Raw genomic sequence first — 14,151 nt, forward strand, 5'->3', positions numbered from 1 at the left:
TTTGCGAGATTAAAACATTTCCGTGCTATTGCTACCCGATTTGATAAGCTTGCACGAAATTATCAGTCTATGATTTACATTGCTTGCATGTTTATTTGGTGTAAAGCCAAATGAGGACACGCCCTAGGCTTTACACTATTAAAGACTATAAAAATAAAAAGCTTGGTTTGAATTTTAAATTGATTTTAAAAATATTCTTGGTCGTTTTTGGCTTAATCCGTATAATGCCTTAATTTTGTCAGTTTGAAGGGTCTCCTCATGAGTATTATTGTTGCTTTAGATGCGAAAAGTCATTATGACGCAATGACCATTGCCGGACAATTAGACCCTCAATTATGCCGTGTAAAAGTCGGTAAAGAACTATTTACCCATGAGGGCTCCTCTATTGTTAAAGCCTTACATGGTGAAGGTTTTGAAGTATTTTTAGATTTAAAATTTCACGATATTCCAAACACAACTGCACAAGCGGTATGTGCTGCTGCGGATATGGGTGTATGGATGGTGAATGTTCACGCTTCGGGTGGACGTAAAATGATGGAAACCTGTGTCGAGCGTTTAAAAGCCGGGAATTATAATACCCAGCTGATTGCAGTAACAGTATTAACCTCAATGGGGCGTGAAGATCTGGCGGATTTGGGGCTGGATATTGAGCCTTTTGAGCAGGTTAAGCGTCTTGCAAAATTGACTAAAGAGAGTGGTCTGGATGGGGTGGTATGTTCAGCTCAAGAAGCAAAAATGCTGCGTGAAAATTTAGGTGCAGAGTTTGCGTTGGTCACCCCGGGTATTCGTCCAGAAGGCTCAAGTGCCGATGACCAAAAGCGTATTTTGACACCAAAGCAGGCGATGCTAGATGGTGCTACGCATTTAGTGATTGGTCGTCCGATTACGAAATCGCAAAATCCTCGTCAGATGTTAAAAGATATTTTGCTGACTTTGTAAGTCTTGCAGCATAAAAAAGCCTTTCAACTGGAAGGCTTTTTTTATGGATAAAGAAAATAGACGCTAAGAAATAATGATTAGGTTTGCAATTTTCTAGTCTTTCTTTAAAACAAGGCGAGATTTTCGCAAATGGTGATGAGTCAGAGTTTAAAACCCGGTTTAGATTGCCGCCAATACACTGACTAAAATCGGTGCCAATACCGATAACACAAAACCGCTAACCATCGCATGAGGAATAAAGTCATTGCCACATGCCTGTTTCACCATGGGTAAAGTGACATCCATCGCGGTTGCGCCGGCAGATGAAATTGCAGAACGTGGATAGCGCCATCCGATCATGTACATAAACAGAATGGCAAAAATCTCCCGGAACAGGTCATTCATCAGTGCGATACTGCCAAGCTCTGCATTTTTGAGTTCGGTTACGACCACACCGGACATTGAATAGAAACCATATCCTTGTGAGAGCATGATCAGGTCTTTTAAGGCGATGTGCGAGTTCCAGAACGAATATAAGACCACCCCCAATAATGAGCCTACAATACAGCCCACAGGAACCAGCATGATGCGCCAGTTCAGCCAGGATTTATCCAGGGGAGAATAGGCTAAGTCAAGCCCGATTAGCAGCATATAGACCAGTAATAAATGCCAGGTACTGATATGCAAGCTGTAATCATGGTGGCTGGAAAATTCAGCAATTGCATAACCCAAACCAAGTGCAATGAAGGCATAGCTGATATTGATCAGGGAGCTTAGCAATAATTCAGCAGACACCTTTCCCTGCAAGGGCGTAACACCTATAGCTTTATAGAGCGCATAGCAGCAGATAAAAGCGCCTAAAGAAGTTGCAAGCGCAATACTGAGGGAACTAGAGAGAATTAGCGATGGGCTGGTAATGCTGTGCAGCGTCTGAGAAAACTCAATTGCAATCGCAATCAATAGAATATAGGTAAAATAAGGCAATATTTTAAAAGCGAATTTTTCCAGCCACTCCGGAATTCTTTTTGCCAGAACAAAGCCGAAAAACAGACAAAACAGTAACTGAAAAATAAGCCACAAAGATTGCATACAAATAGGCAGGTAATGGAATACCTGCCTATTATGACCAAATCATGTTTAAGCTGCACGGTTTCCTGAAGATTTATTCAGCAATCTGTAAGCTGCCGGATTTGGTTTGCGGGTCTGTAACCAGTATTTCCAGGTATAGGTTGGCCAGAGGGCAAAGTTTTTACCACCATCCTGCTGATACCAGCTGACGCAGCCCGATTGCCATACTGTACCTTTTAGCTGTTCCTGAATATCGTGGTTAAACTGTTCCTGAATGTCGTCTTTTACCACAATGGCTTCACATTGTGTCCGTTTTACCAGCTGAATCAGCTGTAGAATATAATTTATCTGGGATTCGATCATAAAAATAACCGAGTTGTGCGCAAGTATGGTATTGGGACCCAGCAATTGGAACAGGTTCGGGAAACCTTTGGTGCAGATGCCGTAATAACTTTCCGCTCCCGTTTTCCAGGCATCTTTCAGTTCAAGACCATTTTGACCATAACATGCAAAGGAGTTTAGATAGATTCTTGGATCGGTAATAAAGCCAGTCCCATAAATCAGGCAGTCGATGGGACGTTCTTTCCCATCTTGGGTAATAATACTATTTTCCCTAACCTCCTGAATGCCTTCAGTAATCAGTTCAACATTTGGACGGTTGAAGGTCGGGAAGTAGGTGTTGGAAATCAGGATGCGCTTACATCCCATAATATAGTCAGGGGTCAGTTTTTTTGCAGTGGCCTTATTCTTGACCTGATAACGGATAAACGCTTCAGCCAGTTTCTGTCCATATTTCATGATCTGTGGTTGAACAATAGGTACAACTCGCGATTCATTCGACCAGTAAAGCCGCGCACGGTGAATTTTTCGGAACCAGTCAAAGCGGCTGAACAGTTTTTTATCCAAAGCATGATAGGTCCGTTCATCACGTGGAATTACCCAGGCTGCGGTACGCTGAAATACATACAGATTTTTGACTTCAACTGCAATTTTTGGAATGTACTGAATAGCACTGCCACCGGTGCCAATTGAGGCTACATTTTTGTCAGTCAGATTGTATTCGTGATCCCAGTGAGAGGAGTGGAATACTTTGCCCTTAAATTTTTCAATGCCTTTGATATGAGGAATTTGAGGTACATGCAAGGGACCCGAAGCCAAGACCATGAACTGAGCAATCACTTTACGATTATTGTTTAGTTCCAGATGCCATTCGCAGTCATTTTCCTGATAGCTTGCCGATTTTACCTCACTGTTAAACTGACAGTAGTTTTTCAGGTTATGGTTTTGAACCAGATCCTGAATATAGGCAAAAATTTCAGGAGCTTCGGCATAACGTTTGCTCCAGTCGGTCTTCGGGGCAAAGGACAGGGAATACAGATGCGACTGTACATCACATGCTGCACCGGGATACTGGTTTTCACGCCATGTTCCACCGACATCATCTGCTTTTTCAAGAATGATAAAGTCTCTGATTCCTGACTGGAGCAGGCGTATGGCCATGCCAAGGCCACCAAAGCCGGCTCCTATAATTGCTATTGTGGTTTTTTGAATATTCTGTGTAGATGATGCATCTCGCATATTTTTATATTCCTGATATACATATTTTTAACCCAGCATAATAGAGTTTCTAGCGCGATAACATGATGCCGATGACATTAATATTGATATATTCGGCAATTTGCAACTGTGCCTTAATATAGTAAAAAATAAAAGACGTTCTGAATTTGAAAAACTTATGAAAAGATCAATTCTGGGTTTACTGTATATAATTCAGGGAATGCGCAAGGCAGGCGTAGATGTGGATGAGCGTTTGCAGGGTATTGGTATACATGCAGAGGCTCTTGATCCTGCAGCTGTGATTCATCCTGAACTTGAAAAAGATGTGTTCAGGGTGATTGGTGAATCTGTTGCAGCAGAGGCCGGCCTGGAGATTGGACAACATTATGCACTTGCCGGCTATGGACCTTTGCTGATGTTGCTGGTGACCAGTGATAATATCGCTACGGTGCTTAAAAAAGGCATTGAATATCAGGGTTTGACACATCTGACAGGCCATTTAAGCCTGAAGCGTTCAGCGCATGCGGTGGCGTTGTGTTATCAGCCTGAAGATTTGCTGAGCCCACTGGGTCAACTTCGTGCCCAATGTGAAATTTCAGGAACTTATAAGTTTGTTCAGGATATTTACAGAATGATGGGATTGGCCAGGCCTGATCTAAAGGTCGAGCTGCCATTTGCCCAGTCGGAAAATCCTGATATCCAGAAAATGTACCGTGACTATTATGGTCCGCAGCTTCAGTATTCGAGTACAAGTGCTGCATTCTGGTTTGATGAAGCGGTATTGGATATCAGGATTCCTTCAGAGGATGCAGTGACTTTTGCACTCTATGAAGCTAAATGTCTGGCCGAAGTGCAGCGTTTGCATGAAGATGAAAATACACCGACTGTGGTACAGCGGGTACAAGATTATCTGGAGTTGCAAAACGGGATGATGCCGACGATGGCAGAAACTGCACAAGCCCTGAGTATTCCTGAGCGCACCTTGCGCCATCAGTTACAGCAAGTGGGGACCAGTTATAAGCAGATTCGAGAAGAGATTATTAAAGACAAAGCTTTGCGGTTAATTGAGTATAAACAGTATTCCATTGAAATGATTGCAGAGCTCTTGGGCTATTCTGAGCCGGCGGCTTTTAATCATGCGTTTAAGCGCTGGTTTGGGCAAAGTCCGCGACAATATGTAAAATAGCCTAAGTTTGTTTATGCCAAAGTGTTATAGCGTGACCATTGAACTTCGCTATAATTAAATTGATCCTAAATAGTACGAAATTTTATGTCCGATTTTAATTCTCAGCACAGTACCGCTTTTAATCCGATTTCTCCTGCAGAACGTTATGCGCAGGCTTTATCTTCAGGGCAGTTTATGCCGGATGATGCACAGGCCATGGCAGTACATGAATTGAACCGTGTCTGGCTGGAATTGATACAGCGTTTTAAGGCGTCTAAAAAAGCCTTTCGCCGTTTTCGTCGCCAAACTGCACCCAAAGGGGTATATATGTGGGGCGGTGTGGGACGTGGAAAAACCTGGTTGATGGATCAGTTTTATGAGTCGATTCCATTTCGCCGCAAAACCCGCATGCACTTTCATCACTTCATGCAATATGTACATCGTGAATTAAACAAATTATCGGGCCAGCGTAATCCATTAGATTCCGTAGCCGATCAAATTTATAAAGAAGCGGTCATTATCTGTTTTGATGAGTTTTTTGTATCTAACGTTACGGATGCCATGATTCTGAGCGATTTGTTTCAGAAACTTTTTGAGCGTGGGATTACCTTAGTGGCAACTTCCAATATTGCACCGGATGGTCTATATAAAAACGGCATTCACCGTGATCGCTTTTTGCCTACGATTGAATTGGTCAAAAAGAATTGTGTGATTCTAAATGTCGATGCAGGCGTGGATTACCGTCTGCGTGTGCTAAAGCAGGCACAGCTGTTTAAATATCCATTAACGCATGAAAATAAAAACTGGATGGCTCAACGCTTTAAGGCCTTGACCCAGACCCAGGTTCAATCTCAGGAACCGATTATTATCAATAATCGTATCGTAGAAACAGTGGCACATACTGAAGACGTATTATGGTGTGAATTTTCAGAGTTGTGTCTAAAACCGCGCAGTCCGGCTGACTTTATTGAAATCTCCAATATTTATAATACTGTGCTGGTCAGTAATGTGCCGCATTTAACCGATTTCCTGAACGACGGAACCCGCCGTTTTATTTATCTGGTCGATGAATTTTATGACCGTGGAGTCAAATTACTGCTAACCTCGGAGGATAATATCATTGATATTTACCAAGGTGAGAAGCTGGCCTTTGAAATTGAACGGACCCGTTCACGTCTGCTAGAGATGCAGTCGGATGAATATCTGTGCTCAGAGCATCGCCAGATTGAAAAAATTGCCTCAAGTGAGCCTGAATAAAAATCAAAAGTGCTGGTTTTCAACCGGCACTTTTTTTATCAGCATAAAATCTGAAAGAGTCGACAACCGCGATTAAACATGGCTTAATCTTGATCTAAATATGACCTTGTATAAAAAGAACGGACAACTTTTATTCAAAAATCTGAACTTAAGTCTAATGTCTCCATTTCAAAAACTTTATACACTGTCATTAGGGTATTTAGCAGAATGATATATCCACGAATTAAATACGATCTTATATGAATATGATGAGGGTATTCATATTGGAAAAATGCTCGGTATTTAGCAATGTGATAATACTATTCAGCTAGATTTTAATCGGTATACTAGAATCTCTTGTATAAAAAGTAGCAATATCAGGAAAGACAATGACTGCACGTATTCAAAAAGGCAAGTTAGCGATTGCTAAAGAACTTTACGATTTTATCGAAAATGAAGCACTACCAGGTTCTGGTTTGGACAGTGAAACCTACTGGAAAAACTTTGAACAAGTCGTTGTTGATCTTAGCCCTAAAAACAAAGCACTTTTGGCTAAGCGTGATGAGATTCAGGCTAAAATTGATGAATGGCATCGCAATAACACATTTGAATTACAAGCTTACAAAGCTTTCTTGACTGAAATTGGCTACTTGCTACCAGAAGTAGAAGATTTCCGCATCAGCACTGAAAACGTAGACGAAGAGATTGCAGTACTGGCAGGCCCGCAGCTGGTGGTTCCAGTACGTAATGCACGTTACTGCCTGAACGCAGCCAATGCGCGCTGGGGTTCATTATATGATGCACTCTATGGCTTTGACGTCATCTCTGAAGAAGATGGAGCTGAAAAAGGTAAAGGCTATAACCCTAAACGTGGGGAGAAAGTTATTGCATTCGCGAAAAACTTCCTGAATGAAACTTTCCCGCTGGCGCAAGGCTCACATGCAGAGGCTACGCAATATGCGGTTGAGGGCGACAAGCTGGTTGTTAGTTTAAAAGATGGTTCAACGACCACTCTTGCAAATGCAGCACAATTTGTTGGCTTTAATGGCGAAGCAGCGTCACCATCTGAAATCGTATTAAAAAATAATGGCCTGCACGCAATTATCCAGATTGATGCAGATAGCCAGATTGGTCAGGCAGATGCAGCCGGCGTAAAAGACATCGTTCTTGAAGCTGCGGTAACGACTATTCAGGATTTAGAAGATTCTATCGCGGCCGTAGATGCAGAAGAGAAAGTTGAAGGCTACCGTAACTGGTTAGGCCTGATGAAAGGTACGCTGGAAGAGTCTATCGAGAAAAATGGCAAGACCATTACTCGTAAACTGAATGCTGACCGTACGTTCAAAAACCTGGAAGGCGGCGAGACCAAGCTTCATGGCCGTTCATTAATGTTACTTCGTAACGTAGGTCATCTAATGACTAACCCGGCGATCCTGGTTGATGGTGCTGAAATTTACGAAGGCATCATGGATGCGTTAATTACGCCATTGCTGTCTTTTGCAGATATCAAAGGTGAAAACACGATCAAGAACTCACGCAAAGGTTCTATGTACATTGTGAAGCCAAAAATGCACGGTCCTGAAGAGGTTGCATTTGCGGTTGAGTTGTTTGAGCGCGTTGAACAGGCACTCGGTCTTCCTGCAAAAACCCTGAAAATCGGGATTATGGATGAAGAGCGCCGTACATCTGTCAACCTGAAAAACTGTATTGCGCAAGCTAAAGATCGCACGATCTTCATTAATACAGGTTTCATGGACCGTACCGGTGATGAAATTCATACCTTTATGGAAGCGGGTCCATTCGTTCGTAAGGGTGAAGTGAAAGGTCAAATCTGGTTCCCAGCGTACGAAAATCGTAACGTGATGGTAGGTCTGCAAACCGGTTTACGTGGTAAAGCACAAATTGGTAAAGGCATGTGGCCAAAACCGGACATGCTGCTAGACATGTACAAAACCAAGAGTGAGCATCCAGAAGCAGGTGCAAGCTGTGCATGGGTTCCGTCTCCTACTGGTGCAGTAATTCACGCAATTCACTATCATCAAATCAATGTGGCAGACCGCCAGCAGGAATTGCTGTCAACTGAAGCATTGCCACTCGATGACTTGTTAACTCCACCTCTTGCGACTGACACTAACTGGTCTGAAGAAGAGAAGCTAAAAGAACTGGAAAATAACTGTCAGGGTATCTTGGGTTATGTGGTTCGTTGGGTTGATCTGGGTGTAGGCTGTTCTAAAGTGCCAGACATTAATAATGTGGGCTTGATGGAAGACCGTGCAACTTTACGTATTTCTTCCCAGCACGTAGCGAACTGGTTACGTCACGGTATCGTAACGCGTGAGCAGGTTGAAGATGTGATGCAGCGCATGGCAAAAATTGTGGATGAGCAAAATGCCAATGATCCACTGTATACGCCAATGTCAGCCGACTTTGCAAACAATATTGCGTTCCAGGCAGCTTCTGACTTGATCTTTAAAGGAGGCGAACAGCCTTCAGGTTATACAGAGCCGCTATTACACGCAGCACGTTTGAAACTTAAAGGTTATACAGGTGATTAACCCTGTTAATTTAAAAAAGCCTCTTCGGGGGCTTTTTTTATGCCTGAGCGGAATGGGAGAACGCTAACCTAGCCAAAAGGAAAGGAACTGGCAAAGCCAAACTGTTCTGATAAAGTAAGTAGAGAGATCAAAAACAATAGGTAACAGAATGGTACATTATACAGCTCTGGATCAGCAGTTTATTGCAGGAAAATGGTAGCCAGGCCGCTCACAACAAATTATTCAAAACCTTAATCCTTATACTCAGGATCTTATTTTTAATTTACAGGCAGCCAGTACGGCAGATGTGGATGCTGCCTATACTGCTGCAATTAAGGCTTTTCAGGAAGCTGCGCTGAAATCAGTGCAATTGCGTCAGGATGTTTTGCATAAACTGCACCAGATTATTCAGTTACGCCGTGAAGAAATCATTGACTGGCTGATTGTTGAATCCGGTAGTACCCGTCTAAAAGCGGGTCTTGAAGTCGAAGCGGCTTTGGGCATTATTAAAGAAAGCCAAAGTTTTCCAGATCAGTTGCAGACTGAAGAATTACAGAGCCAGGATCCGCAACGTAAAAGCTGGGTATTGCGCAAGCCTTTGGGGGTCATTGGGGTAATTAGTCCCTGGAATTTTCCATTTCATTTATCTATGCGTTCTGTCGCAACAGCAATTGCCTGTGGTAATACTGTGGTGCTCAAACCGGCAAGTGATACGCCAGTGACAGGTGGAACATTACTCGGAAAATTATTTGAAGAAGCCGGTGTTCCTACAGGAGTGCTGAATATTATTGCGGGTGCAGGCAGCGAAATTGGTGATTATTTTGTTGAGCATTCGGTGCCCAAAATGATTTCTTTTACCGGCTCTACCGAAGTCGGACAAAATGTAGGCGCCAAGGCTTTAGCCAGTAGCAGAATAAAACGGATAGCGCTGGAGTTGGGTGGAAATGCCCCTTTGGTGATTCTGGACGATGCTGACGTGGATCTGGCGGTTGAGTTAACCGTAATGGGACGTTTTATTCATCAAGGGCAAATCTGCATGAGCACCAATCGTGTCATTGTGGATGCTTCGCTTCATGATGTATATGTAGAAAAACTGCTTGAGCGGATCAAAACTATTCCTGTCGGGGATCCTAATCTGCCTGAAACTCTGATCGGGCCGATTATTAACCAGAGTCAAGTCAATAAACATCAGCACTTAATTCAAAGAGGCAAAGAACAGGGCGCCCAGCTGGTTTATGAGGGGGGAATTGAGGGGAATCTGGTTTATCCACATGTTTTTACTCAAGTCGCACCTGAAACAGAACTGGCACAGGAGGAAAGTTTTGGACCTATTTTACCGATCCTGAAAGCCCGTAATGAGGCTCATGCTTTAGAACTGGCGAATGATACCCGTTTTGGCCTGTCCAGTGCGGTATGTACCTCGAATATGGAACGCGGTCTGGACTTTGTGGCACAGTTGGATATTGGTATGAGCCATATCAATGGAATAACGGTGGCTGACCAGCCAAATGCTCCTTTCGGTGGTGAGAAAAACTCTGGCTTGGGGCGGTTTAATGGACGCTGGATTTTTGAGGAATTTACCCGTACTCAGTGGGTTACACTACCTAATGTAGGATACGAAGCTGTATAAAATCACTACAGGTGTTTAGGCAAAACATGGCTTATAATTAGCAAGAGAGAAATTACGTTCAGTGAGCCATGTGCGCCAATTTTAAGCCTTTAACTGTAGAACAATTACATGATTTGGGATTGCCGGAAATTCCTTTTGAATATTCTGAGGAAGTGTATCCCAATTATGCTGTGCCTTTATTATTTAATTCTGGCCAGGCTTTAGAATGGCGTTCAGTAAATTTTGGTTTAATTCCCAAATGGGCAGAAGATAAAACAATTGGGCTGAAAACCTACAATGCAAGAAATGAAACCTTATTACAAAAACCGACTTTTGCCGAGGCAACAGCAAAGTGCAAATTTGGTGTGATTCCAGTTTCAGAGTTTTATGAGTCAAAATACTTTGATCATAAACCGCAGCGTTGGGGAGTAAGGCGTAAAGATGGCAAAGCGACCTTTATTGCAGCACTGTATGAAATTGCACGGATACAGAATGAAGTGGTGCGCTCTGCCACCATGCTTACCATGGATGCAATCGACCATCCCATGATGAAAGACTTTCATGAGCCGGGCAATATTAAACGCTCCGTGATTGTGATTCCACATGAGCGTTTGGAGGAATGGTTAAGCTTGAAGCATGCTGATATACGCAGCTTTGTAGAAGGCTTTCCAGTCGAAGAATTTGAATGCTCACATGTGCCAAAAGAAAGAATCAAGAAAGACAGTTTGCAACTGAACTTTTTTGATTCTTGAAATTCTAGCAACTCATGACGGATCGTGCATTATTATAGTTATTGATTTCGCCCCCTAGACAAGAAAGAACAACAGCTTAACGAGCCAAATTCTTAAAAATATGACGTAAGCTTTCTATGGTCTTTTCAATTTGCAGTGGAGTAAGCCCATCAAAAGACTGTTCAAGTACCACATTGGTCAGGTCGTTAATCTTGTGAGTCATTTGCATCCCTTTTTCTGTGAGTACGACACGTGTGATACGCGCATCATCTTCACAAGAATAAGTTTCTACTAAACCTTCATCTTTGAGTCGATAAACGATCTTGGTGGTGGTCGACATTTTCGATACCACCATTTCAGAGAGATCGGACACGCTGGCATGGGGTTTGGACTTTAGAGCCAGAAGAATACGGCGACGCGAGTTATCTACCCCATATTTTTTCAGCGCGTGGTCTACATTTAATACATATTGCGCATGCACTTGAGTCACCCAGTAATAAGGAAAATTTTCCAGGTTAAAGTCGTCGGCACAAGGTAGAAATTTTGCATATTTTTTAGTCATAAAGTGTTCCTTTTATTTATTGTTTTAAAGCATTAACATTTTATGAAAAAGTTTATATGTGTTTCAACCTTTATTTAGAAAATGTTAATTGTTTGGCATTTTTTAAGAGCTTCTTAATATAAAAACCAAACTATTTATAAATTGCTTTAATCCCAAGAATTCAGGGCGGTTCTGATGCTTAATCAATTAAAAGTGTAATCACAGACCAAACGACATCAGATTTTTCATGGATTAGCCCCCAAAAAATTAGACGTTATCTTAATCAATAATATGTGCAAATTTCAAGCTTTTTGATATAAGAAAAATATATTAAATCAGCATTCTAGCCTGTATATAAAGCCTCTATTCTTTAAAAAAAATAATGTTATTCATGTAAATAGGAATGGAAGTATGACTTTGTCGGAATTTTTTCTTTGCTGAAGATATTGAACTGATGAGTCAATAATTTTTTACGAGCATAGAAAAATCCGTTCTTAATAAGATCTTTTATCGAACACACCCGATCAGTTTGGTACTTTATTCAATAGATAAAAGCTTTTAAAAGAATTTGTAATAAGTTATTTAGAAAATAAATTTGTCGGTTAAAAAACAGCTTAAAGGGGGCTGGAGGAGAAAATTTCTGGTAAATCTCGTGTAAATTTTGTGTAAATTAATTGGTCATAGAATTCTGATTTTATGCATAATGTGGGAATCTAAGTTAAAAAGGTTAAAATTGAATGGATCCTTCGCCGTGTGCTCATCTTCCATCTTGTTTTCTGAATGACTCAAATGGGGTGGGTGTCTAATGGAGTTTTTATTAGATCCCGGAATTTGGGTAGGTTTAATAACACTTGTTATTCTTGAAATAGTTTTAGGTATTGATAACCTGGTCTTTGTTGCGATTCTGGCGGAAAAATTACCTCCTGAGCAGCGAGACAAGGCACGTGTGATAGGCCTGTCTCTGGCCTTGTTTATGCGTTTGGGGCTGTTATTTGCAATTTCATGGCTGGTCACCCTGACCCGGCCATTAATTCAAATATCTGATTTAACATTTTCTGGACGTGATCTGATTTTACTTTTCGGCGGTTTATTCCTGGTCTATAAAGCTGTGGGGGAACTGCATGAAAAAGTTGAAGGAAAGCCTGAGCTTAAAGTTACAACAAATGTAGCCTACGCAAGTTTTAGTGCTGTTGTGGTTCAGATTGTGATTCTCGATGCTGTATTCTCTCTGGACTCGGTGATTACTGCCATCGGCATGGTTGATAATATCTACATCATGATGGCCGCGATGGTGATTGCGATGGGCGTCATGCTATTTGCATCTAAGCCATTAACTACTTTCGTGAACCAGCATCCGACGGTGGTCATTCTGTGTCTCAGCTTCCTGCTATTAATTGGAATCAGCCTGATTGCCGAAGGTTTTGGTTTCCATATTCCGAAAGGTTATATCTATTCTGGTATTGGCGTGGCAATTGCTATTGAAGCATTCAATCAGTTTAGCCAGCGTAATGTTGCTAAACATGAAGCTAAAATTCCGTTACGTCACCGTACTGCAGACTCTATTCTCAAGTTGATGGGCGGGCGTATTGAAACTGCGGGAACTGAAAAAAATGAGGCACAAGAAGCCTTTGCAGATGAAGAACGCTATATGATTGGAGGTGTTTTAACACTTGCCGAGCGTTCTGTGGCCTCAATTATGACACCGCGCAACCAGATTTCCTGGGTCAACCTGGATGACAGTCCTGAAGAAATCCGGGAAAAAATTCTGTCGGTGCCACATAGTCTCTTTCCGGTATGCCGTGGTGGGCTGGATAAAGTCCTGAGCGTAGTACGCGCCAAAGAGCTGTTAGATGTTCTGGATGAGCCGGAGGAGTTCAAAGCCTTAATCAAGCGTCATCGTCCGATCTATATTTTTGAACGCATGAAAGTGATTGATGCAATCAATACCTTACGTGCCTCGAAAGGCTCTCTGGTACTGGTCAGTGATGAATTTGGACATGTACAGGGGTTGATTTCACCGCTGGATGTCTTTGAGGCAATTGCTGGTGAATTCCCGGATGCTGATGAGCAGCTGGATCTGGTCAAAATTGATGAGAATCACTGGAAAGCTTCAGGCATGCTCGATCTTTATCAGCTTGAACTTGAGCTGGGCCTGATGGATCTGATTGAGGAAGATTCGGGCTATATCAGTGTTGCAGGTCTGATTCTGGACAAAACCCATACTGCGGTTGAAGTAGGGACGGAATTGAACTATCAGGGTATCCAGTTCAAGGTGACTGACGTTGAAAATAACCGGATTAAGACGGTGAGTATTCATTACCCGGTTGGATAGGCTGCTAAATAGCTACTATCAATAAGTCAAACCAGCCAGTTGTCGTCATGACAGCTGGTTTTTTTATATCCAGGTATTTAAAGAAGGCCGTCCTATCAGGAAAGATAAACTGGAGTATGGGTTTAAAAGATAGATAATCCTTATTCCAGTATTTTACAGAATCCACTTAGAACTGTTTAGCCTGAATAGGCCATTAAGTTTTAGTAATTGCTTGATAGGAAGTGACTTGCTATACAGCATGAACTTGCCTGAGAGCCTCCTGGTTAATCTGGTTTAAGGATGCAAAATTTTAAAATTGGCCTGCTGGGTGATACTATCGATATTGAGCTGATGGATTTCATCCAGAAAAGCGACATTGAAGTGCCCGAGCTGCCGGGATGTTTGAAAAGCCCGTTGACCTGCAATCGAAAAATGTACATGGGCAGCCAAGGCAGCAATCACCGGCGCCGCCACGGCGCTA

The 14,151-nt window shown here is 42.2% G+C and carries 9 protein-coding genes and 3 pseudogenes; 8 read left to right on the forward strand and 4 right to left on the reverse strand.

All coding sequences use genetic code 11. From position 1 onward, the window contains the following. Both E2K52_RS10850 and pyrF read left to right on the forward strand, forming a co-directional pair. Positions 1–114 (forward strand): annotated as a pseudogene (locus tag E2K52_RS10850) (IS5/IS1182 family transposase); the annotation flags it as partial. A gap of 144 nt (positions 115–258) precedes the next feature. After that, the gene (gene pyrF, locus E2K52_RS10855; RefSeq protein WP_151205112.1) at positions 259–939 is read left to right on the forward strand and encodes an orotidine-5'-phosphate decarboxylase; all 681 of its coding nucleotides are present in this window, start codon (positions 259–261) and stop codon (positions 937–939) included. Positions 940–1,098: 159 nt separating this feature from the next. On the opposite strand, the gene E2K52_RS10860 is transcribed toward pyrF, so the two are convergent. Both E2K52_RS10860 and E2K52_RS10865 read right to left on the reverse strand, forming a co-directional pair. After that, positions 1,099–2,007, reverse strand: coding sequence for a lysine exporter LysO family protein (locus E2K52_RS10860; RefSeq protein ID WP_151205113.1), 909 nt, complete (start codon positions 2,005–2,007; stop codon positions 1,099–1,101). Between the two features lie 48 nt (positions 2,008–2,055). After that, positions 2,056–3,564, reverse strand: a complete 1,509-nt coding sequence (locus tag E2K52_RS10865) for a flavin-containing monooxygenase (RefSeq protein ID WP_151205114.1) — start codon at positions 3,562–3,564, stop codon at positions 2,056–2,058. A gap of 157 nt (positions 3,565–3,721) precedes the next feature. On the opposite strand from E2K52_RS10865, the gene E2K52_RS10870 reads away from it, so the two are divergent. The 5 genes and pseudogenes from E2K52_RS10870 (at position 3,722) to E2K52_RS10890 (ending at position 10,839) form a co-directional block, all read left to right on the forward strand. Then, a complete protein-coding gene (locus tag E2K52_RS10870; RefSeq protein WP_151205115.1) occupies positions 3,722–4,729 on the forward strand; it encodes an AraC family transcriptional regulator in 1,008 nt (335 codons plus the stop codon). 84 nt (positions 4,730–4,813) lie between these two features. Continuing rightward, a complete protein-coding gene (zapE, locus tag E2K52_RS10875) occupies positions 4,814–5,965 on the forward strand; it encodes a cell division protein ZapE (protein WP_151205116.1) in 1,152 nt (383 codons plus the stop codon). A 368-nt stretch (positions 5,966–6,333) separates the two neighbouring features. Further along, positions 6,334–8,499, forward strand: a complete 2,166-nt coding sequence (locus E2K52_RS10880) for a malate synthase G (protein ID WP_151205117.1) — start codon at positions 6,334–6,336, stop codon at positions 8,497–8,499. 148 nt (positions 8,500–8,647) lie between these two features. Beyond that, positions 8,648–10,108, forward strand: a pseudogene (locus E2K52_RS10885) (aldehyde dehydrogenase family protein). A gap of 68 nt (positions 10,109–10,176) precedes the next feature. Next, positions 10,177–10,839 carry an SOS response-associated peptidase gene (locus tag E2K52_RS10890; protein WP_151205118.1) on the forward strand — a complete coding sequence of 221 codons (663 nt, stop codon included), beginning with the start codon at positions 10,177–10,179 and terminating at the stop codon, positions 10,837–10,839. A gap of 76 nt (positions 10,840–10,915) precedes the next feature. On the opposite strand, the gene E2K52_RS10895 is transcribed toward E2K52_RS10890, so the two are convergent. Next, complete coding sequence (locus E2K52_RS10895; protein ID WP_151205119.1) at positions 10,916–11,380, reverse strand: MarR family winged helix-turn-helix transcriptional regulator; 465 nt, start codon at positions 11,378–11,380, stop codon at positions 10,916–10,918. Between the two features lie 784 nt (positions 11,381–12,164). Here E2K52_RS10895 and E2K52_RS10900 point away from each other — a divergent pair. Continuing rightward, entirely contained in the window at positions 12,165–13,691 is a 1,527-nt protein-coding gene (locus E2K52_RS10900) for a TerC family protein (RefSeq protein WP_151205120.1), read from the forward strand. A 273-nt stretch (positions 13,692–13,964) separates the two neighbouring features. On the opposite strand, the pseudogene E2K52_RS10905 reads toward E2K52_RS10900, so the two are convergent. Next, positions 13,965–14,151: pseudogene (locus E2K52_RS10905) on the reverse strand (hydroxyethylthiazole kinase); the annotation flags it as partial.

Source organism: Acinetobacter sp. RF14B, assembly GCF_006864105.1.
Lineage (GTDB): Bacteria > Pseudomonadota > Gammaproteobacteria > Pseudomonadales > Moraxellaceae > Acinetobacter > Acinetobacter lwoffii_C.

What these genes read in the sequence shown, in the direction of transcription:
- E2K52_RS10900 (WP_151205120.1), top strand. Translation starts at nt 12,165, where the DNA reads ATGGAGTTTTTATTAGATCCCGGAATTTGGGTAGGTTTAATAACACTT.
- E2K52_RS10890 (WP_151205118.1), top strand. Translation starts at nt 10,177, where the DNA reads ATGTGCGCCAATTTTAAGCCTTTAACTGTAGAACAATTACATGATTTG.
- E2K52_RS10860 (WP_151205113.1), bottom strand. Translation starts at nt 2,007, where the DNA reads ATGCAATCTTTGTGGCTTATTTTTCAGTTACTGTTTTGTCTGTTTTTC.
- E2K52_RS10870 (WP_151205115.1), top strand. Translation starts at nt 3,722, where the DNA reads ATGAAAAGATCAATTCTGGGTTTACTGTATATAATTCAGGGAATGCGC.
- E2K52_RS10880 (WP_151205117.1), top strand. Translation starts at nt 6,334, where the DNA reads ATGACTGCACGTATTCAAAAAGGCAAGTTAGCGATTGCTAAAGAACTT.
- E2K52_RS10895 (WP_151205119.1), bottom strand. Translation starts at nt 11,380, where the DNA reads ATGACTAAAAAATATGCAAAATTTCTACCTTGTGCCGACGACTTTAAC.
- pyrF (WP_151205112.1), top strand. Translation starts at nt 259, where the DNA reads ATGAGTATTATTGTTGCTTTAGATGCGAAAAGTCATTATGACGCAATG.
- zapE (WP_151205116.1), top strand. Translation starts at nt 4,814, where the DNA reads ATGTCCGATTTTAATTCTCAGCACAGTACCGCTTTTAATCCGATTTCT.
- E2K52_RS10865 (WP_151205114.1), bottom strand. Translation starts at nt 3,564, where the DNA reads ATGCGAGATGCATCATCTACACAGAATATTCAAAAAACCACAATAGCA.